The 22,667-nt window shown below is 57.6% G+C and carries 21 protein-coding genes; 11 read left to right on the forward strand and 10 right to left on the reverse strand.

What is annotated here, in order from left to right; translation table 11 throughout:
* The first annotated feature begins 177 nt into the window (after window positions 1-177).
* The 3 genes from glnS to chiQ all read left to right on the forward strand — a co-directional run bounded on the left by glnS (window position 178) and on the right by chiQ (window position 4,060).
* The gene (gene glnS / locus NB069_RS05970) at window positions 178-1,845 is read left to right on the forward strand and encodes a glutamine--tRNA ligase (protein ID WP_250588514.1); all 1,668 of its coding nucleotides are present in this window, start codon (window positions 178-180) and stop codon (window positions 1,843-1,845) included.
* Window positions 1,846-2,277: 432 nt separating this feature from the next.
* On the forward strand, window positions 2,278-3,684 hold the full coding sequence (gene chiP, locus NB069_RS05975; protein ID WP_250588516.1) for a chitoporin ChiP: 1,407 nt from the start codon (window positions 2,278-2,280) through the stop codon (window positions 3,682-3,684).
* 46 nt (window positions 3,685-3,730) lie between these two features.
* Entirely contained in the window at window positions 3,731-4,060 is a 330-nt protein-coding gene (gene chiQ / locus NB069_RS05980; protein WP_434543621.1) for a ChiQ/YbfN family lipoprotein, read from the forward strand.
* 105 nt (window positions 4,061-4,165) lie between these two features.
* On the opposite strand, the gene fur is transcribed toward chiQ, so the two are convergent.
* The 4 genes from fur to ybfF all read right to left on the reverse strand — a co-directional run bounded on the left by fur (window position 4,166) and on the right by ybfF (window position 6,779).
* A complete protein-coding gene (fur, locus tag NB069_RS05985; protein WP_010428651.1) occupies window positions 4,166-4,612 on the reverse strand; it encodes a ferric iron uptake transcriptional regulator in 447 nt (148 codons plus the stop codon).
* A 291-nt stretch (window positions 4,613-4,903) separates the two neighbouring features.
* Window positions 4,904-5,434 (reverse strand): flavodoxin FldA, encoded by a 531-nt coding sequence (gene fldA / locus NB069_RS05990; RefSeq protein ID WP_250588519.1) that lies wholly within the window; start codon window positions 5,432-5,434, stop codon window positions 4,904-4,906.
* A 155-nt stretch (window positions 5,435-5,589) separates the two neighbouring features.
* A complete protein-coding gene (gene ybfE, locus NB069_RS05995) occupies window positions 5,590-5,877 on the reverse strand; it encodes a LexA regulated protein (RefSeq protein ID WP_250588521.1) in 288 nt (95 codons plus the stop codon).
* 128 nt (window positions 5,878-6,005) lie between these two features.
* On the reverse strand, window positions 6,006-6,779 hold the full coding sequence (ybfF, locus tag NB069_RS06000; protein WP_250588523.1) for an esterase: 774 nt from the start codon (window positions 6,777-6,779) through the stop codon (window positions 6,006-6,008).
* Window positions 6,780-6,962: 183 nt separating this feature from the next.
* Between ybfF and seqA the strand changes: the two genes are divergently transcribed.
* Together seqA and pgm are read left to right on the forward strand one after the other, a co-directional pair.
* Window positions 6,963-7,505, forward strand: coding sequence for a replication initiation negative regulator SeqA (seqA, locus tag NB069_RS06005; RefSeq protein WP_250588532.1), 543 nt, complete (start codon window positions 6,963-6,965; stop codon window positions 7,503-7,505).
* A 24-nt stretch (window positions 7,506-7,529) separates the two neighbouring features.
* Window positions 7,530-9,170 (forward strand): phosphoglucomutase (alpha-D-glucose-1,6-bisphosphate-dependent), encoded by a 1,641-nt coding sequence (gene pgm / locus NB069_RS06010; protein ID WP_250588534.1) that lies wholly within the window; start codon window positions 7,530-7,532, stop codon window positions 9,168-9,170.
* Window positions 9,171-9,297: 127 nt separating this feature from the next.
* Here pgm and kdpE read toward each other — a convergent pair whose 3' ends face one another.
* Genes kdpE through kdpF form a run of 6 tightly spaced genes read right to left on the reverse strand, consistent with a single transcriptional unit; the run spans window position 9,298 to window position 17,071 of the window.
* Window positions 9,298-9,975: a two-component system response regulator KdpE gene (kdpE, locus tag NB069_RS06015; RefSeq protein WP_250588536.1), complete on the reverse strand. Its 678-nt coding sequence runs from the start codon at window positions 9,973-9,975 to the stop codon at window positions 9,298-9,300.
* Window positions 9,972-12,647, reverse strand: a complete 2,676-nt coding sequence (kdpD, locus tag NB069_RS06020) for a two-component system sensor histidine kinase KdpD (RefSeq protein WP_250588537.1) — start codon at window positions 12,645-12,647, stop codon at window positions 9,972-9,974. The genes kdpE and kdpD overlap by 4 nt, the downstream gene beginning before the upstream one ends.
* Window positions 12,648-13,223 carry a potassium-transporting ATPase subunit KdpC gene (kdpC, locus tag NB069_RS06025; RefSeq protein ID WP_250588538.1) on the reverse strand — a complete coding sequence of 192 codons (576 nt, stop codon included), beginning with the start codon at window positions 13,221-13,223 and terminating at the stop codon, window positions 12,648-12,650.
* Window positions 13,224-13,235: 12 nt separating this feature from the next.
* Window positions 13,236-15,284, reverse strand: coding sequence for a potassium-transporting ATPase subunit KdpB (kdpB, locus tag NB069_RS06030; protein WP_250588539.1), 2,049 nt, complete (start codon window positions 15,282-15,284; stop codon window positions 13,236-13,238).
* 18 nt (window positions 15,285-15,302) lie between these two features.
* The gene (gene kdpA, locus NB069_RS06035; RefSeq protein ID WP_250588540.1) at window positions 15,303-16,982 is read right to left on the reverse strand and encodes a potassium-transporting ATPase subunit KdpA; all 1,680 of its coding nucleotides are present in this window, start codon (window positions 16,980-16,982) and stop codon (window positions 15,303-15,305) included.
* A complete protein-coding gene (gene kdpF / locus NB069_RS06040; RefSeq protein ID WP_250588542.1) occupies window positions 16,982-17,071 on the reverse strand; it encodes a K(+)-transporting ATPase subunit F in 90 nt (29 codons plus the stop codon). Before kdpF ends, kdpA begins: the two co-directional genes overlap by 1 nt.
* Before the next feature lie 309 nt (window positions 17,072-17,380).
* Between kdpF and NB069_RS06045 the strand changes: the two genes are divergently transcribed.
* The 6 genes from NB069_RS06045 to pxpA all read left to right on the forward strand — a co-directional run bounded on the left by NB069_RS06045 (window position 17,381) and on the right by pxpA (window position 22,659).
* Window positions 17,381-17,587, forward strand: coding sequence for a YbfA family protein (locus NB069_RS06045; protein WP_039029414.1), 207 nt, complete (start codon window positions 17,381-17,383; stop codon window positions 17,585-17,587).
* A 585-nt stretch (window positions 17,588-18,172) separates the two neighbouring features.
* Window positions 18,173-19,585, forward strand: a complete 1,413-nt coding sequence (phrB, locus tag NB069_RS06050) for a deoxyribodipyrimidine photo-lyase (protein ID WP_250588543.1) — start codon at window positions 18,173-18,175, stop codon at window positions 19,583-19,585.
* A gap of 10 nt (window positions 19,586-19,595) precedes the next feature.
* The gene (locus NB069_RS06055) at window positions 19,596-20,339 is read left to right on the forward strand and encodes a type 2 GTP cyclohydrolase I (RefSeq protein ID WP_250588544.1); all 744 of its coding nucleotides are present in this window, start codon (window positions 19,596-19,598) and stop codon (window positions 20,337-20,339) included.
* 13 nt (window positions 20,340-20,352) lie between these two features.
* Window positions 20,353-21,009, forward strand: coding sequence for a 5-oxoprolinase subunit PxpB (pxpB, locus tag NB069_RS06060; protein ID WP_250588545.1), 657 nt, complete (start codon window positions 20,353-20,355; stop codon window positions 21,007-21,009).
* Window positions 21,003-21,935, forward strand: a complete 933-nt coding sequence (pxpC, locus tag NB069_RS06065) for a 5-oxoprolinase subunit PxpC (RefSeq protein WP_250588546.1) — start codon at window positions 21,003-21,005, stop codon at window positions 21,933-21,935. The genes pxpB and pxpC overlap by 7 nt, the downstream gene beginning before the upstream one ends.
* Complete coding sequence (pxpA, locus tag NB069_RS06070) at window positions 21,925-22,659, forward strand: 5-oxoprolinase subunit PxpA (RefSeq protein ID WP_250589460.1); 735 nt, start codon at window positions 21,925-21,927, stop codon at window positions 22,657-22,659. Before pxpC ends, pxpA begins: the two co-directional genes overlap by 11 nt.
* Window positions 22,660-22,667 lie beyond the last annotated feature (8 nt).

A 22,667-nucleotide genomic window follows, 5' to 3' on the forward strand; every position in this document is an offset into this window, starting at 1 on the left:
GCTCCTGAGTAAGCGTTAGTGCCTGAGCGGCGGGGATATCCCCGCCGCTTTTTTTTGCAGCAATCGCCCCCATAATTCTCTCCAGAGACCTTTTTTTGCGTAACTAAAGGTTGTCACTACGGCCGGCTTATAAGATCATATGCCGTTATACGTCGTTTACGCTTTGAGGAATCCACGATGAGTGAGGCTGAAGCCCGCCCGAGCAACTTTATCCGTCAGATCATTGATGAAGATCTGGCCACTGGTAAGCACACCACAGTTCATACCCGTTTTCCGCCGGAGCCGAACGGCTACCTGCATATTGGTCATGCGAAATCGATCTGCCTGAACTTCGGCATCGCGCAGGACTACCAGGGTCAATGCAACCTGCGTTTCGATGACACCAACCCGGTGAAAGAAGATATCGAATACGTAGAGTCCATTAAGAACGACGTGCAATGGTTGGGCTTCAACTGGTCTGGCGACATCTGCTACTCCTCTGACTATTTTGACCAGCTGTACGCCTATGCCGTAGAGCTGATCAACAAAGGGCTGGCCTACGTTGACGAGCTTTCCGCTGATGAGATCCGCGAATACCGCGGTTCCCTGACCGCGCCGGGCAAAAACAGCCCGTACCGCGATCGCAGCGTGGAAGAGAACCTGGCGCTGTTTGAAAAAATGCGTGCCGGTGGCTTCGAAGAGGGTAAAGCCTGTCTGCGTGCCAAAATCGACATGGCGTCGCCGTTTATCGTGATGCGCGATCCGGTGCTGTACCGCATTAAGTTTGCCGATCATCACCAGACCGGCAGCAAGTGGTGCATCTATCCGATGTACGACTTCACCCACTGCATCAGCGATGCGCTGGAAGGCATTACGCACTCCTTATGCACGCTGGAGTTCCAGGACAACCGTCGCCTGTACGACTGGGTGCTGGATAACATCTCCATCCCGGTTCATCCGCGTCAGTACGAGTTCTCTCGTCTGAATCTGGAATATACCGTGATGTCCAAGCGTAAGCTGAACCTGCTGGTTACCGACAAGCACGTTGAAGGCTGGGATGACCCGCGTATGCCGACCATCTCTGGCCTGCGTCGTCGTGGCTATACCGCTGCCTCCATCCGTGAGTTCTGCAAACGCATTGGCGTGACCAAGCAGGACAACACCATCGAGATGGCGTCGCTGGAATCCTGTATTCGCGAAGATCTGAACGACAATGCGCCGCGCGCTATGGCCGTTATCGATCCGGTAAAACTGGTTATCGAGAACTACCCGCAGGGTGAAAGCGAGTTGGTGACCATGCCAAATCATCCGAGCAAGCCGGAGATGGGCAGCCGTGACGTACCGTTCAGCGCCGAAATCTGGATCGATCGCGCTGACTTCCGCGAAGAAGCGAACAAGCAGTACAAACGTCTGGTGATGGGCAAAGAAGTGCGTCTGCGTAATGCCTATGTGATTAAAGCAGAGCGCGTCGAAAAAGACGCAGAAGGCAATATCACCACCATTTTCTGCACCTACGATGCCGAAACCCTGAGCAAAGATCCTGCCGATGGTCGCAAGGTGAAGGGCGTGATCCACTGGGTGAGCGCAGCACATGCGCTGCCGGTTGAAATCCGTCTGTACGATCGTCTGTTCAGCGTGCCAAACCCGGGTGCCGTAGAGGACTTCCTGGAAGTCATTAACCAGGATTCGCTGGTAATCAAACAGGGCTTTGCTGAGCCATCCCTGAAAGACGCCGTCGCCGGTAATGCGTACCAGTTTGAGCGTGAAGGTTACTTCTGCCTCGACAGCCGCTACGCCACTGCGGATAAACTGGTATTTAACCGTACCGTTGGTCTGCGTGATACCTGGGCGAAAGTCGGTGAATAACTGATAAGTACCTGAAAACGCCGCGCACTGCGGCGTTTTTTTTGCATAGCGATCAGGCTTTCAATCAGCGATATGTTCGCGATGCGAATTAATTCCATTTCTCAAAACTATTCGCTTTCTCTTCCTTTTGGCAAATCCTCAGAAATAGCGTCCGGATAAGCTGTCAGCAATCTGCCTGTAAAAAATAAATAGCTTATTCAGAGCATTATTTTAATTAAATATTCTCTCTCATTAGCTTTGTTACAAATAGCAATCAAATATGTGCGCTTTGTCATAATCCTGACTTTTGATCGCTGAAAAGCATTGATAATTCGCGTCGCGAAAAATAGTCTAAAGGCAGGAGATGTAAGCGGGTATTTCCGGTTACCTCCACTTTTAACTTTTTGTTTTTCGCCGTTTAAGGCGCTTTTAATACGTCAAAGAGGATTAATTATGCGTGCGTTTAGTGGCAAACGTAGTGCGCTTGCGCTGGCTATTGCCGGTGTTACAGCAATGTCAGGCTGGATGGTTTCTCCGAAAGCCCAGGCCGAAGGTTTCATTGATGATTCAACCCTCACGGGCGGTGTCTATTACTGGCAGCGTGAACGTGACCGCAAAGATGTCGAGGCGGATAAATACAAAACCAACCTGGCGCACTCCACCTGGAACGCCAATCTTGATTTCCAGTCCGGCTATGCCGCCGACATGTTCGGTCTTGATTTAGCGGCCTTTACCGCCATTGAAATGGCGGAAAACGGCGACAGCGGCCACCCGAACGAAATTGCCTTCTCCTCCAGCAACAAAGCCTACAAAGAAGACTGGTCCGGCGATAAGAGCGGAATCAGCCTGTATAAAGCGGCTGCAAAATTCAAATACGGTCCGGTGTGGGCGCGCGGCGGCTGGCTGCAACCAACCGGCCAGACCCTGATAGCACCGCACTGGAGCTTTATGCCGGGTACATACCAGGGCGCGGAAGCCGGGGTGAACTTTGACTACGGTGACAGCGGGGCGCTGAGCTTCTCGTATATGTGGACCAACGAGTACAAAGCGCCATGGCACCTCGAGATGGATAAGTTCTATCAGAATGACAGAAAGACCCGCGTCGATTATCTCCACTCCTTTGGGGCGAAGTACGATTTCAAAAATAACCTGATTCTGGAAGCCGCTTTTGGTCAGGCTGAAGGCTTTATCGATCAGTACTTTGCCAAAGCCAGCTACAAGTTCGACATTGTGGGTGGGCCACTCTCTACCAGCTATCAGTTCTACGGCACACGTGATAAAGCCGACAGCGGCACTGTGAATGATATCTACGACGGCACGGCATGGCTGCAGGCGCTGACTCTGGGTTACAAAGTCGGTCAGGTCGATTTACGTCTGGAAGGGACTTACGTGAAAGCGGAAGGCCAGCAGGGCTATTTCCTGCAGCGTATGACTCCAACCTACGCGTCCTCCAACGGTCGTCTGGACGTGTGGTGGGATAACCGCTCCGACTTCAACGCCAATGACGAAAAAGCGGTCTTCTTCGGGGCGATGTACGACCTGAGTAACTGGAACCTGGCAGGCTGGAGCGTCGGTGCCTCTTATGTCTATGCATGGGACGCAAAACCAGCAGACTGGCTGATCAACAGCGCTGGCCAGCGTGAAAATATCGCCTCTAACAAGATCAAAGAGTCGGCCTACAGTCTGGATGCGATCTATACCCTGCAGGAGGGTCGCGCGAAGGGAACCATGTTCAAACTGCACTTCACGCAGTATGACAACCACTCCGACATCCCGAGCTACGGCGGCGGTTACGGCAACATCTTCCAGGATGAGCGTGACGTGAAGTTTATGGTTATCGCCCCGTTCACCATCTTCTGATGACTAACCCGGCGGGGGATAACCCCGCCGACTGGAGACCGCCATGTTGAAAAAAATCGTACTGGTCGCGCTGTTGGCATCAGGACTGACCGCCTGCGCACAACCGCAGACCCAGAAAGAAGACACCCGTCTTAAAGAGGCCTACAGCGCCTGTATCAATACCGCCGAAGGCTCGCCAGAAAAAATCGAAGCCTGCCAGAGCGTGCTGAACGTGCTGCGCCAGGAGAAAGCGCACGAACAGTTTGCGACCCAGGAGACCGTGAGAGTGGCCGATTACCAGGCCTGTATAATGGCGCGCAAAACAGGTAACAATCAGGCCGTCACCAAAAACTGCGACAAGATCTGGCAAGAAATCCGCAGCAACAACGCGAAGTAATCCGCTGTTTACCACGCCCGGTAACGCTATGCGTACCGGGCTTTTTTACGTTATTACAGGCAAAAAAAAGCCAACCCTCAGGTTGGCTCAGTGTGTGCAGATGAATTATTTCGCGTCGTGCGCGTGGTCATCTTCGCGGCAGTCACCTTCGGCGCAGTGGCCATACAGGTACAGGCTGTGGTTGGTCAAACGAATGCCATGACGAGCGGCAATTTCACGCTGACGTGATTCGATAGAGTCGTCGCTGAATTCGATCACTTTGCCGCAGTCCAGGCAAATCAGGTGATCGTGGTGATGCTGCTGCGTCAGTTCAAATACGGATTTACCGCCTTCGAAATTATGACGCGTAACGATGCCTGCATCGTCGAACTGGTTCAGTACACGGTAAACGGTAGCCAGACCAATCTCTTCGCCCATGTCGATCAGACGCTTGTATAAGTCTTCCGCACTGACATGATGGTTATCCGGACCCTGAAGCACTTCCAGGATTTTTAACCGTGGAAGCGTGACTTTCAGTCCGGCCTTCTTTAATGCGGTGTTGTTGTCAGTCATGCGGAATCTGTCCTGTTGCTAAACGATTCACTTCTAAAGAAGAAGTGACAGAAAATGCACCTGGGATAATGCGTCTCATTATAGAACTGCCATGTCGTAATGAAAACTGCAAGTCTCAAGTAAAGTATGCTTATAAAAACGTGGTACCGCCAACAAACTTGTTACAGGGTGACCCGTTTGAACCTGGATCATTGTACAGGTATGACAGCAAAAGTTAAAAATTTGTAGCAATTATTTTGATTGCTTATACCTATCAATGCGGCGCAACTTAAGCATTGCGCCGCAACGTCATCAGGCATTAAGAATATCGTCGAGGTGTAACTCTTCGCGGACCTGCTTCACCCATTTCTCTACACGCTCAGCGGTCAGTTCCGGCTGGCGATCTTCGTCGATAGCAAGACCAACAAAGTTGTTATCATCGGCCAGCCCTTTGGAGGCTTCGAAGTGGTAACCGGCAGTTGGCCAGTGGCCGACGATGACGGCGCCGCGTGGCTCAATGATATCGCGGATGGTGCCCAGCGCATCGCAGAAGTACTCTGCGTAGTCTTCCTGATCGCCACAACCGAATAGGGCAACCAGTTTACCGTTGAAGTCAATCTCTTCCAGAGACGGGAAGAAGTCGTCCCAGTCGCACTGCGCTTCACCGTAGTACCAGGTAGGGATGCCCAGCAGCAGGATATCGTAACCTTCGATATCTTCTTTGCTGCTTTTCGCAATGTCATGCACATCGGCAACGTCTTTACCTAGCTGTTTTTGAATGTTTTTTGCGATATTTTCGGTGTTACCCGTGTCGCTGCCGAAAAAAATGCCGATGATTGCCATGAGTAAAATAACCTCTTGAAACTTAATGGTATGGTGGCGCAATTTAGCCACGGATAAGGGCAATCATAGCAGAACAGAGAAGCCTGCGGAAACTGCTATCACCCAGGACTGCACTCTGTGCTACATGAAAGCAACAAGAAGGGGAGTTTTCTGACTTACGCTTTACCGTGCCATTTCTCGAGCTGCAAAATCAGCATCTCTTCAATAAGCTCACTGCGGCTGATATCACGGGCGTTCGCCAGCTCGTTCAGCGCATCGACGGCTTCAGCATTCAGTTTCAGCTCGACGCGTTTAAGCCCGCGGCTTTTATCGCGTTTAAGCTGATTGCGCTTATTAATGCGCAGCTGTTCATCACGCGAAAGCGGATTGGTTTTCGGTCGTCCCGGGCGACGCTCATTCGCGAACAGATCTATTGTCGTGCGGTCCGTGTGTTCTTTGGCCATGATTTTGAGACTTCGGGGGAAACAAGACACCCTGCTAATGCCCGGGCGATAAGCGCGCCATCATACATCACCGAAAACGGCACGCCAACGACTGGAGGCCTGCTGGCGACCAGTCGCTCTCTTTTTAATCAATTTTCGATATCTGCGAGGTAGCGACGGATGGCGCGCAGCACCGCGTCCGGTTTTTCGGCATGAACCCAGTGTCCGGCTCCGGCAATCACGTGCGCACGCGCCTGGGGGAATTGCGCCAGCAGGGCGTCACGATACGCTTCGGTCACATAAGGCGAGTTGCCGCCGGTGATAAAGAGGGTCGGGTGCGGCCACGCCGGCACCGTCTCCCAGCCGACGATATGGTCATACTGATCCCACAGCACCGGCACGTTGAAGCGCCATTCGCCATCAACAAAGGATTTCAGCAGGAACTGCACCACGCCTTCTTCGTGCAGATGCTCACGCATCAGCGCCGCCGCCTGCTGGCGGGTACTGACGCCAGCGTCCGTCACGGCGTTAATGGCGGCGAAGATCTCATCGTGGCGGCGCACGTCATAATTCACGGGCGCCACGTCGATGACTACCAGGCCGGCAATACGCTCTGGCGCCAGGGCCGTCAGGGCCATCACCGCTTTGCCGCCCATTGAGTGGCCGATCAGGATCGCTTTTTCGATGTTGTGTTCATTCAGCGTGTCCAGCAGATCCTGCGCCATGTCGGCATAGGTCATCTGCGCCGAGCGCGTCGACAGGCCGTGGTTGCGCATATCAACCTGCAGCAGCGCGTGATCGGTTACCAGATCTCTTGCCAGCACGCCAAGGTTATCCAGGCTTCCAAACAAGCCATGCACCAGGACGATGGGAGAATTATTGTGCGGCGATTGTGCAGATTGCGCTCGGGTATTCAATTTCATGGCAAAGTTCTTTTTTTACGTATGTCAGGTTAGGGTATCATGTTGACCATTCTGCCGCCCGGCTGCAAGGAGACAGTTAATTCTGACTTTTGCCGCCATTCTGGCTTGACGCTATCCGCTGTTGGGTTTTGAACTTATACTCCCAACGACTTGTATTCAGATAAGATATCGCACTGGATTAAGATGAAAACAATCGAAGTTGATGACGAACTCTATCAGTATATCGCCAGCCAGACGCGGCATATCGGTGAGAGCGCGTCCGACATTTTACGGCGCATGCTGAAAATTGCCGCCGCCTCGCAGTCTGCCGCTCCAGCCATCAAAGAGACGCGCCAGCCTGTTGCTGTCGCGCAGGAAAAGCCGCTGTCGCCTGTAAAAGACAAAGTGCGTGCGATGCGCGAATTGCTGCTTTCTGACGAATACGCTGAGCAGAAGAAAGCAGTTAACCGCTTTATGCTGGTGCTGACTACACTCTATTCACTGGATAACAACGCGTTTGCCGATGCGACGGAATCCCTGCATGGCCGTACCCGCGTCTATTTCGCGGGTGACGAGCAGACGCTGTTACAGAATGGCAATCAAACTAAACCCAAGCACCTGCCTGGTACGCCGTACTGGGTGATCACCAATACCAATACCGGACGTAAGCGCAGCATGATCGAACACATCATGCAGTCGATGCAGTTCCCGGTGGAATTGATTGATAAGGTTTGCGGTACTATCTAACCCTTGCATCAGAAGGACCAGGCAATGGCAAATCACAATCGTGCGGGACAACCTGCACAACAGAGCGATTTGATTAACGTCGCTCAGCTTACCGCGCAGTACTATGTGCTGAAGCCGGAAGTGGGTAACGCAGAACACGCAGTTAAGTTTGGAACATCCGGCCACCGCGGCAGTGCGGTTCGCCACAGCTTTAACGAGCCGCATATTCTGGCCATTGCCCAGGCCATCGCGGAAGAGCGCGCCAAAAATGGCGTCACCGGTCCGTGCTACGTGGGTAAAGATACCCACGCCCTGTCAGAGCCTGCTTTTATTTCCGTCCTGGAAGTGCTGGCCGCTAACGGCGTGGACGTCGTGATTCAGGAAAACAACGGCTATACGCCGACCCCTGCCGTTTCTAACGCCATTCTGGTGCATAACCAGAAGGGCGGAGCGCAGGCTGACGGCATTGTCATTACGCCGTCCCACAACCCGCCTGAAGATGGCGGCATCAAATACAATCCACCGAATGGCGGCCCGGCTGACACCAACGTCACCAAAGTGGTAGAAGATCGTGCCAATGCCCTGCTGGCCGACGGCCTGAAAGGCGTGAAGCGTATCTCCCTGGATGAAGCGATGGCCTCCGGCCACGTGAAAGAGCAGGATCTGGTGCAGCCGTTCGTGGAAGGGCTGGCGGATATCGTCGATATGGCGGCAATCCAGAAAGCCGGGCTTAAACTGGGTGTCGACCCGCTCGGCGGTTCCGGTATCGAATACTGGAAACGTATTGCGGAGCACTACAAGCTGGATCTGACCATCGTTAACGATCACGTCGATCAGACCTTCCGCTTTATGCACCTGGATAAAGACGGCGCAATCCGTATGGACTGCTCCTCCGAGTGCGCGATGGCCGGTCTGCTGGCGCTGCGCGACAAGTTCGACCTCGCGTTTGCCAACGACCCGGATTATGACCGTCACGGCATCGTGACCCCTGCGGGTCTGATGAACCCGAACCACTATCTGGCCGTAGCGATCAACTACCTGTTCCAGCATCGTCCACAGTGGGGCGCAGAGGTTGCCGTAGGTAAGACGCTGGTCTCTTCCGCGATGATCGACCGCGTGGTTAACGACCTCGGCCGCAAGCTGGTGGAAGTGCCGGTTGGCTTCAAGTGGTTTGTTGACGGTCTGTTCGACGGCAGCTTCGGCTTTGGCGGCGAAGAGAGCGCCGGGGCTTCCTTCCTGCGCTTCAACGGCACCCCGTGGTCCACCGATAAAGACGGCATCATCATGTGCCTGCTGGCGGCGGAAATCACCGCCGTCACCGGGAAGAATCCGCAGGAGCACTACGACGATCTGGCCGCCCGTTTCGGTGCCCCGAGCTACAACCGTCTGCAGGCTTCTGCCACATCCGCCCAGAAAGCGGCCCTGTCTAAGCTTTCACCGGAAATGGTCAGCGCCAGCACCCTGGCAGGTGATCCGATCACCGCGCGTCTGACCGCTGCTCCGGGTAACGGCGCATCAATTGGCGGCCTGAAGGTGATGACCGAGAACGGCTGGTTCGCGGCGCGCCCATCCGGTACGGAAGATGCGTACAAAATCTACTGCGAAAGCTTCCTTGGCGCAGAACACCGCCAGCAGATTGAGAAAGAAGCGGTAGAGATTGTCAGCGAAGTGCTGAAGAACGCGTAAGTGCGGTTACGGTGCGGGCTGATGCCCTCACCCCGACCCTCTCCCACAGGGAGAGGGAGCACAGACTAAAAACGGCAACCCCAGGGTTGCCGTTTTGCTTTTACCTTGCCACCGGGCTTTTTTATGCTCAAAGCATAAAGCGGTAGCCAATCCCTGTTTCGGTTAGCAGGTGTTGTGGGCGCGCGGGATCGGTCTCCAGCTTCTGACGAAGATGCCCCATATAGATGCGCAGGTAGTGACTGTGCTCCACCGCATTCGGTCCCCACACCTGGCTTAACAGCTGGCGTTGGGTGAGGACTTTACCGTGATTGTTGAGCAGCACCGCCAGCAGGCGAAATTCAATGGGCGTCAGATGGATTTCCGCCTCACCCCGCTGGATACGCCGTGAGGCCAGATCGACGCGAATATCGGAAAAGGTATACACCGGGTCGACGGGGGCGGTTGTTGCGTGGCGGCGCAGGGCGACGCGCAGACGTGCCTGCAGCTCGCCAATGCCAAACGGCTTGCTGAGGTAGTCGTCGGCACCGGCATCAAGGGCGGCAATTTTGTCGGTCTCTTCCAGACGGGCGGAGAGCACGATGATCGGCATCTGGCTCCACTGGCGCACTTCGCGGATGAAATCGAGGCCGTCTCCGTCCGGCAGACCGAGATCGAGGATCACCAGATCCGGCTTGCGGGTGGCGGCTTCAATCAGGCCCCGCTGCAGCGTCCCGGCATCGTGGACGCGCAACCCTTCACCCTCCAGCGCGGCGCGCAGAAAACGGCTGATGGCGAGTTCATCTTCAACAATCAGGACGTTAATCACAAATCCTCTGGGAATGCATTCAGTTCGGGAGGCGTATCAAGCGGCAGTGTAACACAAAAAACGGCGCCGCCTTCGGGGCGGTTATGGGCCGAGAGGGTGCCGCCGTGTACCTCAACAATCGCCTGGCAGATAGCCAGCCCCAGACCCACGCCGGGAATGGCAGACTCCTTATTACCCCGGGCGAACTTATCAAAGATAGCCTGCTCCTGGCCCGCCGGAATACCCGGACCGCTATCCCACACCTCCAGCTGTAACGTATCGGGGGTGACGTGGGCCAGAATGCCAATTTGCGCTTTGCTGCCCGCGTATTTCGCGGCGTTTTCCAGCAGGTTGATCAGCACCCGCTCGAACAGCGGCCCGTCAACGTGGATCAATGCCAGCGGGGCCGACATCTCCAGCGCGATGTGCCGCCCCCCGAGCCCCGGCTCCAGCATTTTTAGCGCGCTGCCAATGACCTCTTCCAGCGTCAGCCACTCTTTCTTGAGATTAAATCCGCCGGACTGGATCCGCGCCATATCCAGCAGGTTGTTCACCAGCCGGGTGGTGTTCAGCACGTGCTGGCGGATCTCACTGGCCTGCATGGCGTGGCGGGAACCCTCAGCCGCCAGATCGAGGGTCAGGATCTCCGACTGGCCGAACAGCACCGTCAGGGGGGTACGCAGGTCGTGGGAGAGGGCCGCCAGCAGCGAGTTACGAATGCTCTCCCGCTCGCTGGCTAACCGGGCCTGCTCTTCGCTGGCGGTGAGCGCCAGCCGCTCCAGCGCGCTTGCTACCAGCAGGGTGAAGGTCTCCAGCAGGCGCTGCTGCTCGGGGATCATCAGCTGGCGCAGATTGGATGGCTCCACAATTACCACCCCCTGGTTCTGCAACGGCAGGATCTGCCAGGGCACGCCCGGCAGGGTGTCGGTGCCCGCGCCCGCAGGCTGGCCCTTATCAAAGCTCCAGCGGGCAATGGCCTCATCCCACGGCGTCATGCCCGAGGCTGGCGTGAGCGGACTCAGTTTGCCCTCAGGATCCGGGAGCAGGATCAGGCTGCGGGCATTGAAGGTGGAGTGAATGAACTGCTGGCTGGTCTGGACGATATCCTGCGGCGTACGGCCCACCGCCAGCGCTTTCGACATCTCATACAGATGGCGGGTGCGCTGCTCGCGATAGCGGGCGATGCGCGCCTGGTAGCGTACCCCCGCCGTCAGGTTACCGATCAGCAGACCCACTGCCAGCATCACGGCGAAGGTGAGGAGGTACTGGACATCCGACACGGCCAGGGTGCCGCGGGGAGCGATGAAGAAGATATCGAAGCTGATGACGTTGATTACCGTCGCCAGCACCGAAGGCCAGCGGCCATAAAATAGCGCCACCACCACCACCCCCAGCAGATAGATCATCACCAGGTTGGCGGCATCGAAACCGGGTAGCCACTGGCTGGCGACAAAGGTAATCAGGGCGCAGAGCAGCACCGCCACCAGACAGCCGCGCAGCTGGATCCGCCATTTGTCGCTGAACGCCCGGTTATCCGGGGTTCTGGCGGGCAGGGCGGCCGGTTTGTCGTCGAGGGCGACAATCAGCAGATCGAGGTCGGGGGCGCGCCGGGCCAGCTTGTCGGCGAAGCTCTCGTGGCTGAACCCGCGGCGACGGGCGCGTCTGCCGATGACAATCTTGCCGAGGTTGTGCTCCCGGGCGTAGCGCAGAATGGCTTTCTCTTCCGCCTGCTCGGCCAGCGTGGCGGTTTCTGCGCCCAACTCCTGGGCCAGCCGCAGGGCAGCAAGAATGGCGCGGCGCTGGTTCTCCGGCAGGCGGTGCAGCTGCGGCGTCTCGACATAGACGGCGTGCCACACGCTGCCAAATTTGGCCGCCAGTCGGGCGGCGGTGCGTACCAGTTTTTCATTGCCGCTGCCGTGACCGATGCAAAGCAGGATGGCATCGCGGGTATGCCACACTTTCTCCTGACCCTGGCGGTCGCGCCAGGCCCGCATCTGATCGTCCACGCGGTCAGCGGTGCGGCGCAGCGCCAGTTCGCGCAGGGCGATCAAATTGCCTTTACGGAAGAAGTGCTCGATGGCCCGCTCGGCCTGCCCGGCGATGTAGACCTTGCCCTCATGCAGGCGCTGGCGCAGATCGTCCGGGGGCAGATCCACCAGCACCACCTCATCCGCCGCGTCGAAGAAGGGGTCCGGGACGGTCTCCCGCACCTGAATGCCGGTGACGCCGCTCACCACGTCGTTAAGACTCTCCAGATGCTGGACGTTGACGGTGGTGAAGACATCAATGCCCGCCTCCAGCAGCTCCTCGACGTCCTGCCAGCGCTTGGGATGGCGCGAGCCGGGGGCATTCGTATGCGCCAGTTCGTCCATCAGGATCAGCGCCGGACGGCGGGCGAGGGCGGCGTCGAGATCGAACTCCGTTACCAGACGCCCACGATGATGGATGCGCCGGGGCGGCTGGGTGGTCAGCCCGGCCAGCAGGGCGGCGGTCTCCTGACGTCCGTGAGTTTCCGCGACGCCGACCAAAATATCGAGCCCCTGAGCGCGCAGACGCTGGGCTTCGCTCAGCATGGCGAAGGTCTTCCCGACGCCCGCACAGGCGCCGAAGAAGATTTTCAGCTTGCCGCGATGGGGCGTGGCGGCCTGCTCCAGCAGTTTATCCGGGTCCGGGCGCAGAGGCTCGTCGATCATTTACTCTTTCCTTAGCGCGTCCAGCGCCAGATTTAATTCAACGATATTCACCACTGGATTACCCATCGCGCTGAAGAACGGTTTTTGCGTATGGGCGGCCACCAGCTGGCTGAGCTGTTCAGTGCTGAGCTGACGCGCCTGGGCTACGCGCGGGATCTGCCAGGCCACGGCCTGCGGCGTCAGGCTGTAGTCCAGCCCGCTACCGGAGGCGGTCACCAGTTCAACCGGCACCGCCGGGCTGGCCTGGGGATTGGCTGCGCGCAATTGTGCCACCCGCGCGCGAACGGCATTATCCAGTTCAGGATTGCTGCCCGCCAGGTTGCTGCCCCCCGAAGCAAGAGGATTATACGGGGTCTCGGCCGTAGCGGAAGGACGCCCGTGAAAGTAACCCGCGGCGGTAAAGTTCTGTCCAGTCAGGCGGGAACCGCGGATCTCCCCCTGCTGGCGGATAAGCGAGCCGTTGGCCTGGTCGGGAAACCACCACTGGCCCAGCGCGGTGGTCACCAGCGGATAGAGCCCGCCGGTGATCAGCGCCAGCAGAATAAACAACAGTATAGCGGGACGTAACATAGCCATTTGATTTTCCTCTTAAACCAGCCCAAACAGGGTGAGCACGACATCTATCGCTTTGATGCCGATAAAGGGCACTACCAGCCCACCCAGGCCGTAAATCCACAGGTTGCGGCGCAGCATGGCGGCGGCAGTGAGCGGCTTGTAGCTCACGCCTTTCAGTGCCAGCGGGATCAGGAAGATAATGATCAGCGCGTTGAAGATCACCGCGCTCAGAATTGCCGAGGCGGGGGAGTGGAGATGCATCACGTTCAGGGCGTTCAGCTGCGGGTAAGTCGCTGCAAAGGCCGCCGGGATAATGGCGAAATATTTCGCCACGTCGTTGGCGATACTGAAGGTGGTGAGCGAGCCCCGGGTCATCAGCATCTGTTTACCGATGTGTACCACCTCGATCAGCTTGGTGGGGTTCGAGTCGAGATCGACCATATTCCCGGCCTCTTTTGCCGCCTGGGTACCGGAGTTCATCGCTACCGCCACGTCCGCCTGGGCCAGCGCCGGGGCGTCGTTAGTGCCGTCACCGGTCATCGCCACCAGCCGACCTTCTCCCTGGTACTGGCGGATTAACGCCAGCTTGGCTTCCGGCGTTGCTTCGGACAGGAAATCATCCACACCCGCTTCGGCAGCAATGGCGGCGGCGGTCAGTCGGTTGTCCCCCGTGATCATCACCGTTTTGATGCCCATTTTACGCAGCTGGGCAAAGCGCTCCTTGATGCCCCCTTTGACGATATCCTTCAGGGCGATCACCCCCAGCACGGTAGCGCCTTCCGCTACCACCAGCGGCGTGGCCCCCTGTCGGGCGACGCTTTCCACCAGGGCATCTACCTGTGGCGGGAAGTGGCCGTTGTTGGCCGCGATATGACGGCGAATGGCATCCACTGAGCCTTTGCGGATCAGGCGATCCTGAATGTTAATCCCGCTCATCCGGGTTTGCGCCGTGAAGGGGACAAAGGTGGCATGCAGGCTCTGAACGTCGCGCTGACGCAGGTTGAAGCGCTGCTTGGCGAGAACCACGATGCTGCGGCCTTCCGGCGTTTCGTCGGCCAGTGAAGCGAGCTGTGCGGCGTCGGCCAGCGCTTTTTCATCCACGCCCGGCGCGGGAAGAAACTCAGAGGCCTGACGGTTCCCCAGCGTAATGGTGCCGGTTTTATCCAGCAGCAGCACGTCGACGTCCCCTGCCGCCTCGACGGCCCGCCCGCTGGTGGCAATGACGTTGGCCGCCAGCATCCGGCTCATGCCCGCCACGCCGATGGCGGACAGCAGGCCCCCGATGGTGGTGGGGATCAAACAGACCAGCAGGGCCACCAGCACGGTGACGCTCACCGCCGTCCCGCCATAGGACGAGAAGGGCCACAGGGTTGCCGTCGCCAGCAGGAAGACGATGGTCAGCGCCACCAGCAGAATGGTCAGGGCAATTTCATTTGGGGTTTTACGCCGCTGGGCACCTTCCACCATGGCGATCATCCTGTCGAGGAAGGTTTCACCTGGATTGACGCTGCACTGGATCACCAGCCAGTCGGAAAGAATACGCGTCCCGCCGGTGACCGAGGCGAAGTCGCCCCCGGACTCACGGATGACCGGTGCGGACTCCCCGGTAATGGCGCTCTCATCCACCGAGGCTCCCCCTTCGATGACCTCCCCGTCGCAGGGGATGATGTCTCCGGCCTCGACCAGTACGACGTCGCCTTTGCGCAGCGCATCCGCCGGCACCCTGTCGGTTTCCGCACCGTATTTCGCTTCGCGCAGCCTGCGGGCGAATGCCGTCTTCTGCACCCCTTTAAGGCTGTTGGCCTGGGCTTTACTGCGTCCTTCCGCCAGCGCTTCGGCAACGTTGGCAAACAGCACGGTGAACCACAGCCACAGGCTGATTGCTGCGGTGAAGGTGGCGCTCCCGGCCAGTAACCCGCCCGCCATGGCTATGGCAAGCAGGGTGGTTAAAAAGCTCCCCAGCCAGACGATAAACATCACCGGATTGCGCCACTGTACGCGCGGATCTAATTTTTTTATCGCATCCATCAGCGCCTGGCGAACAAGAGAAGGTTCGAGCAGGGCCAGTTGCTTACGACTCATGACGAATACTCCATAAAATCAGCGTAAAGAGAGATGTTCCGCAACCGGGCCTAATGCGAGGGCGGGAATAAAGGTAAGGGCACCGACCAGCAGGACGGTGCCGATCAGCAGACCGACAAACAGCGCGCCGTGGGTTGGCAGGGTGCCGCCAGAGGCGGGCTGGCGGGTCTTATTGACCAGCGAGCCGGCAATAGCCATCACCGGCACAATCACGCCAAAGCGGCCGATCAACATGCAGAACGCCAGCAGGCAGTTCCAGAACGGCGAGTTGGCGCTCAGGCCCGCAAAGGCGCTGCCGTTGTTGTTGGCCGCCGACGACACGGCGTAGAGCACCTCGCTGAAGCCGTGGATCCCGGGGTTGAAGATGCCACTGCGTCCGGCGTCGGTCATCAGCGCCAGCGCGGTACCGGGCAGCACCAGCGCCGGGGTGACGAGGATCGCCAGGGCGGTCAGCTTCATTTCGCGCACGTCGATTTTCTTGCCCAGATATTCCGGGGTGCGGCCAATCATCAGTCCGGCAATAAACACCGCCAGCAGCACAAACAGCAGCATGCCGTACAGGCCGGAGCCGACGCCGCCAAACACCACTTCCCCAATCTGCATCAGCCACAGCGGGATCATCCCGCCTAAGGCAGTGAAGGAGTCGTGCATGCTGTTGACTGCCCCACATGAGGCAGCGGTTGTGATCACTGCATACAGGCTGCTGGCGAGAATGCCAAAGCGGCTCTCTTTACCTTCCATATTGCTGTTGCTGTCCGCACCCAGCAGCATGAAGTGGCTATTGCCCTGCCACTCCGCCCACATCACCAGCGCCGCGCAGACCACAAAGATGGCGGACATGGTCCAGAGGATCGCATGTCCCTCGCGGCGATCGCTGACCGCCTCGCCAAAAGCAAAACAGAGCGCGGTGGGGATCAGGAAGATCGCCAGCATCTGTACGGCGTTTGTCAGCGCGGTCGGGTTCTCGAACGGATGGGCAGAGTTCGCATTAAAGAAGCCACCTCCGTTGGTACCGAGCATTTTGATCGCCTCCTGAGAAGCCACCGGCCCCATAGGCAGTAGCTGTTTTGCCCCCTCAAGCGAGGTGAACGGCTGGTACGGCAACAGGTTTTGCAACACACCTTGCTGGATAAACAGCAGCGCGATGAGCAGCGACAGCGGTAGCAATATCCACAGGGTAATGCGGGTCAGGTCAACCCAGGCATTGCCTAGCGTAGTGACATTCTGACGAGCAAAGGCGCGGGTCAGGGCGAAGATCACCGCGATGCCGCTCGCCGCAGAAAGGAAGTTTTGCACCGTCAGCCCCACCATCTGGCTGAAATAGCTCAGGGTGGTTTCACCGGCATAGGACTGCCAGTTAGTGTTAGTGACAAAACTGACGGCGGTATTGAGCGCCAGATGCCAGGAGAGCCCGGGGAGTTGCTGCGGGTTGAGCGGCAGCGAGCCCTGAAGCATCAGTATGGCGAAAAGGACGACCAGTCCTACTCCGTTCAGCAGCAGGATAGCGAGCAGGTAGTGCCGCCAGTCCATTTCATCGGTGCGGATCCCTGACAGGCGCAGTAGCCCCGCATCAATGGTCTGTACCCCTGGCAGCGGCAGGCCGTTAATCATACGTGCCAGCCACATCCCCAGCGGTCGGGCGAGCACCATCAGCACCAGCAGGAAGCTGGCGATAAGCAGAAATCCCTGAGCGGCCATCAGAACGCCTCCGCATGAAGCAGGGCATAAATCAGATACCCCAGTAACAGAAACACCAGCGCAATGCCCGCAATGATACCTGCACTCACAATTCACCTCCGGGTGACATTAGTCGTGGTGCAAACGGTAAATTTTCTGGCGCAAAGATTTCGCAAAAATCAGAGGAGGCGGTGTAAAAAAAGTATAAAAATGGCTAAGACCATAATTTAACTAATGGTTAGTATTAATTTAACTTTTATGTAACTAAATTACGGGGTGAAGTGTAAATATTCACTAAATGAATAAAAAAGAGTGGTCGGATGAGTAGTAAAATTACAGCCAAAGCGTTACTATTTTCATCAGTTAATCAATTTTACTTTTCCGGAGAGGGTTTCCGGCCAGAGAAAGGGGAGAAAATGATGGAATTTTACAAAGCGTATCCGGCACATATCGTTTTTATTCGCCGCACTTTCGCTGTGTTAGCGGGTGTTCTGGCGTTACCAGTCATGCTTTTCTGGAAAGATCGTGCTCGTTTTTACAGCTATCTACATCGCGTCTGGGCTAAAACCAGCGATAAACCGGTGTGGATGGATCAGGCTGAAAAAGCCGTTTGTGATTTTTACTAAGAAAGACTACACACAGCCATTGCAGTAATAAAAAAACCGCCACAGCAATGTGGCGGTTTTTTTATCCCTCGGGATTCGCGGTCCGTTGGGATAAGCTACCAGGCTCTTCCAGAGGACAACATCATATCCTTAACCACTCTCAGGCGAAATGTGCGCAATCTAAATGAATTCTGAAAGGGCTGTGGCGGTCTGCCTGTAACCCATGATGTTGACTATGATGTGTCGTCCCTTTCCGCCATCTCGCAAATGGGCACCGGTCCCGGGGAAGGTGTATTCACAGCCGTAAATCAGGTTCTTCCAGAACTTGTGTCTGCCGGATTATCACCGGTGGTGAACGGTGGAGCGGTGAGTTTGCAGGGACCGCATAATGAATCGCTATCTGTGTATCGCGTTCATTGTCGCCAGCGTTTTTGTGGTCAGAAGTGACGATCCAACGGTGCTCGTTGCCATGACTTCAATCACGCAGGACAAGTAGCGTTAAGGCCGCCATCAGGGCGGCCTTTTTTATTTCAGTATGGCTACACTTGTTAAAGCAAAGTATCCTCGGTGACTTGTAGATGTTACAGACGATAATAATGGAGTGTTATGGCCACCCATCTGGTCTGGTTTCGCGCCGATCTGCGCATCCACGATAACCTGGCGCTTGCCGCCGCCTGTCGCGACAAAAATGCCCGCGTGCTGGCGCTATTCATCGCCACGCCACAACAGTGGCAGCAGCATGCTATGGCCCCACGCCAGGCCGCGTTTATTCATGCCCATCTCAACGATTTGCAACAGCAGCTGGCCGATAAAGGCATTCCGCTGCTGTATGAGCAGGTGGCTGATTTCGCCGCCCAGGGTGAGAAAGTCGCCCAACTTTGCGACACGCATAATGTCACCCATCTCTTTTATAACTACCAGTACGAACTCAACGAGCAGCAGCGGGATCGCCACCTGGAGCGCACGCTGGAGGGCATAACCTGTCAGGGCTTTGACGACAGCGTGATCCTCCCCCCAGGGAGCGTGATGACCGGCAATCACGAGATGTACAAGGTCTTTACGCCGTTTAAAAATGCCTGGCTGCGGCGGCTGAAAGAGGGGCTGCCCGAATGTGCGGCGGCGCCTGCCGCCCGGGAAGGCGAAAAGATTACCCCGACGGCACTGGATTTCGACTATCCAAAAAAGGCATTCGACACCGATCTCTTTCCGGCGAACGAGAAAGAAGCCATTGCCCGCCTGCGTCAGTTCTGCCAACAGGGGGCAGGGGAGTATGAGGCGCAGCGTGATTTTCCGGCCATCGAGGGCACCAGCCGTCTCTCCGCCTGTCTGGCGCTGGGGGTGCTATCTCCCCGCCAGTGCCTGCACAGATTGCTGGCAGAACAGCCGCAGGCGCTGGAGGGGGGGCCGGGTTCCGTATGGCTTAATGAGCTTATCTGGCGAGAGTTTTACCGTCACCTGATGACGTATCACCCTGATTTATGTAAATATCGGCCGTTCATCCGCTGGACAGATAACGTGAAGTGGCAGGCTGAGGATGCGTCGCTGAAGGCGTGGCAATCTGGCCAGACCGGCTATCCCATCGTCGATGCCGCCATGCGCCAGCTCAATGAAACCGGCTGGATGCACAACCGCCTGCGCATGATCACCGCCAGCTTTCTGGTCAAAGATCTGCTTATCGACTGGCGTGCCGGGGAACGTTACTTTATGTCGCAGCTGATCGATGGCGACCTGGCCGCCAATAACGGTGGCTGGCAGTGGGCAGCCTCCACCGGAACCGATGCAGCACCCTATTTTCGTATTTTTAACCCGACAACCCAGGGGCAGAAGTTTGATGCCGACGGCGTGTTTATCCGCCGCTGGCTGCCGGAGCTGGCCACCGTATCGGACAAGGCCATCCACGATCCCTGGACCTGGGCGGACAAACAGGGCGTGACCCTCGATTATCCGCGCCCGGTTGTCGACCATAAACAGGCGCGCGTTGCCACGCTGGCAGCGTATGAAGCCGCCCGTAAAGCTTAAGAGAATCATAATGAAAAACAGTGAACTGGAAAGACTGATTAACGACAAACTCAACAGCGCCAGCTTTAGCGATTACGCCCCGAACGGCCTGCAGGTGGAAGGACGTGAGAAGGTGCAGAAGATTGTCACCGGCGTAACGGCAAGCCAGGCGCTGATTGATGAGGCGGTGCGCCAGAGTGCCGATGCGGTCATCGTTCACCACGGCTATTTCTGGAAAGGGGAATCCCCGGTTATTCGCGGCATGAAGCGTAATCGCCTGAAGACCCTGCTGGAAAACGACATCAACCTTTATGGCTGGCATCTGCCGCTGGACGCGCACCCGGAACTGGGGAACAACGCCCAGCTGGCGGCGCTGCTCGGCATTACCATCATGGGTGAAATCGAACCGCTGGTGCCCTGGGGTGAGCTCTCCATGCCGGTACCGGGTCTGGAACTGGCGTCCTGGATCGAAGCACGCCTGGGGCGTCGTCCGCTGTGGAGCGGCGATACCGGGCCGGATACGGTTAAACGCGTAGCCTGGTGTACCGGCGGCGGACAGAGCTTCATTGACAGCGCGGCGCGTTTTGGCGTCGATGCGTTCATCACCGGCGAAGTGTCCGAGCAGACCATTCACTCCGCCCGTGAGCAGGCGCTTCATTTCTATGCAGCAGGCCACCACGCCACGGAACGCGGCGGTATTCGCGCCCTCAGCGAATGGCTGACAGAAACCACCGACCTGGATGTCACCTTTGTGGATATCCCTAATCCAGCCTGATGAGAGGTATTAAGTGCAGCGAGCACGTTGTTATCTGCTAGGCGAAACCGCCGTCGTACTGGAGCTGGAGCCGCCGGTAACCCTGGCGACGCAAAAACGGATCTGGCGCCTGACCCAGCGACTGGGTGAAATCCCTGAAGTGGTGGAAGCCATTCCGGGGATGAATAACATTACCGTGGTGCTGCGTAATCCCCACTCCGTGGCGCTGGATGCTATCGAGCGGCTGCAGCGCTGGTGGGAAGAGAGCGAGGCGCTAGAGCCTGACTCCCGCGCCATCGACATCCCCGTCGTGTACGGTACGGCCGCGGGCCCCGATCTTGGCGAAGTGGCCCGGCATGCCGGGCTATCGGAGAAACAGGTCGTGGAGCTCCATTCATCCGTGGATTATGTGGTCTGGTTCTTAGGTTTTCAGCCGGGTTTCCCTTACCTGGGCGGGCTGCCTGAGCAGCTGGCTACCCCACGCCGCGCCGAACCCCGCTTGCAGGTTCCTGCGGGTTCAGTGGGCATTGGCGGGGCGCAGACCGGGATCTATCCCTTAGCCACGCCTGGCGGCTGGCAGCTGATCGGGCACACCTCTCTGCCGCTGTTCGATCCCCGTCGCGACGAGCCGGTGCTGCTGCGTCCGGGGGATACCGTGCGGTTTATCCCGCAGAAGGAGGGGGTATGCTAAAAATTATTCGCGCCGGGCTCTATACCTCGGTGCAGGACGGCGGACGCATCGGTTTTCGCCAGTCGGGCATCAGCTATTGCGGTGCGCTGGATAAACCGGCATTGCAGATTGGTAATCTGCTGGTGGGCAATGATCCGGACGATGCCGCGCTGGAGATCACGCTTGGACAATGTACTTTCGAATTTGAACGAGACGGCTGGTTTGCCCTGACCGGGGCAGGCTGCGATGCCCGCCTTGATGGGGCCGCGGTCTGGACCGGCTGGCGGCTGCCGGCAAAAGCAGGGCAGCAGCTCACCCTAAATCGCCCTCGCCGCGGCATGCGTAGCTATCTGGCGATCGCGGGCGGCATCGACGTGCCGCAGGTGATGAACTCCCTGAGCACGGACCTGAAGGTGGGGCTCGGCGGACATGAAGGGCGCCTGCTGAAAGATGGCGACCGCCTGCAGGTCCGTACCGGAGGCCGCGACTTCCGTGAAGCTCAGGGCGTGAAACAGCTCCTGTGGGATAACCGCGTGCGCGCCTTGCCAGGGCCCGAATACCACGAATTCGATCAGGCCTCGCAGGATGCGCTCTGGCGACTGCCCTGGCAGCTTAGCCCGCAAAGTAACCGGATGGGCTACCGTCTGCAGGGGCAAAAACTGGCGCGCACCACCGAGCGTGAAATGCTGTCCCATGGCCTGCTGCCGGGCGTCATTCAGGTGCCGCATAACGGTCAGCCTATTATTCTGATGAACGATGCCCAGACCACCGGAGGCTATCCGCGTATCGCCTGCATCATTGAGGCGGATATGTATCACCTGGCCCAGGCTCCGCTCGGACAACCGATCCACTTTGTCCCCTGTACCCTAGAAGAGGCCCTGGAGGCGCGACGCATCCAGAAGCAATACATCGAACAGCTGGCGTGGAGGTTGCATGATCGCGGTTGATTTAAATGCAGATTTGGGTGAAGGGTGCGGCAGCGATGCCGCGCTTTTACAGCTGGTATCCTCAGCCAATATTGCCTGCGGGTTTCATGCCGGTGATGCCGAAACCATGCTTGCCTGCGTGCGCGAGGCGCTGAAAAACGGGGTGGCCATCGGGGCCCACCCCAGCTTCCCGGATCGGGAGAACTTCGGCCGCACGGCGATGAACCTGCCGCCGGAAACGGTGTACGCACAAATGCTGTATCAGATTGGCGCCCTGGCGGCGATCGTTCGCGCCGAGGGCGGGCAGCTGCGTCACGTGAAACCCCACGGCATGCTCTATAACCAGGCGGCGAAAGATCCTGAGCTCGCCAATGCGATCGCCCGCGCCGTCTCGACCGTCGATCCGGATCTGATCCTGGTCGGGCTGGCCGGGAGCGAACTGATCCGCGCCGGGACGCGCTATGGCCTGATCACCCGGGAAGAGGTGTTTGCCGATCGCGGTTATCAGGCGAATGGTAGTCTCGTGCCGCGGACCCAGGCCGGCGCGCTGATCGCCGATGAAGAGCAGTCTCTGGCGCAAACTATGGAGATGATCCAGCGGGGGCGGGTGAAAAGTATCACCGGTGAATGGGCTACCGTGCATGCGCAGACGGTGTGCATCCACGGTGACGGGGAACATGCGCTCGACTTTGCACGTCGCCTGCGCCAGGAATTTGCAGCAAATAATATAAAAATCAGTGCGTAACGCACGGC

Source organism: Leclercia adecarboxylata, from assembly GCF_023639785.1.
GTDB lineage: Bacteria > Pseudomonadota > Gammaproteobacteria > Enterobacterales > Enterobacteriaceae > Enterobacter > Enterobacter adecarboxylatus_D.

Bases quoted from the DNA above. Each gene is read 5' to 3' on its own strand.
- fldA (WP_250588519.1), bottom strand. From the start codon at position 5,434: ATGGCAATCATCGGCATTTTTTTCGGCAGCGACACGGGTAACACCGAA.
- phrB (WP_250588543.1), top strand. From the start codon at position 18,173: ATGGCCACCCATCTGGTCTGGTTTCGCGCCGATCTGCGCATCCACGAT.
- pxpC (WP_250588546.1), top strand. From the start codon at position 21,003: ATGCTAAAAATTATTCGCGCCGGGCTCTATACCTCGGTGCAGGACGGC.
- kdpB (WP_250588539.1), bottom strand. From the start codon at position 15,284: ATGAGTCGTAAGCAACTGGCCCTGCTCGAACCTTCTCTTGTTCGCCAG.
- pgm (WP_250588534.1), top strand. From the start codon at position 7,530: ATGGCAAATCACAATCGTGCGGGACAACCTGCACAACAGAGCGATTTG.
- ybfF (WP_250588523.1), bottom strand. From the start codon at position 6,779: ATGAAATTGAATACCCGAGCGCAATCTGCACAATCGCCGCACAATAAT.
- kdpC (WP_250588538.1), bottom strand. From the start codon at position 13,223: ATGGCTATGTTACGTCCCGCTATACTGTTGTTTATTCTGCTGGCGCTG.
- glnS (WP_250588514.1), top strand. From the start codon at position 178: ATGAGTGAGGCTGAAGCCCGCCCGAGCAACTTTATCCGTCAGATCATT.
- chiP (WP_250588516.1), top strand. From the start codon at position 2,278: ATGCGTGCGTTTAGTGGCAAACGTAGTGCGCTTGCGCTGGCTATTGCC.
- seqA (WP_250588532.1), top strand. From the start codon at position 6,963: ATGAAAACAATCGAAGTTGATGACGAACTCTATCAGTATATCGCCAGC.
- fur (WP_010428651.1), bottom strand. From the start codon at position 4,612: ATGACTGACAACAACACCGCATTAAAGAAGGCCGGACTGAAAGTCACG.
- NB069_RS06045 (WP_039029414.1), top strand. From the start codon at position 17,381: ATGGAATTTTACAAAGCGTATCCGGCACATATCGTTTTTATTCGCCGC.
- kdpA (WP_250588540.1), bottom strand. From the start codon at position 16,982: ATGGCCGCTCAGGGATTTCTGCTTATCGCCAGCTTCCTGCTGGTGCTG.
- ybfE (WP_250588521.1), bottom strand. From the start codon at position 5,877: ATGGCCAAAGAACACACGGACCGCACGACAATAGATCTGTTCGCGAAT.
- NB069_RS06055 (WP_250588544.1), top strand. From the start codon at position 19,596: ATGAAAAACAGTGAACTGGAAAGACTGATTAACGACAAACTCAACAGC.
- kdpD (WP_250588537.1), bottom strand. From the start codon at position 12,647: ATGATCGACGAGCCTCTGCGCCCGGACCCGGATAAACTGCTGGAGCAG.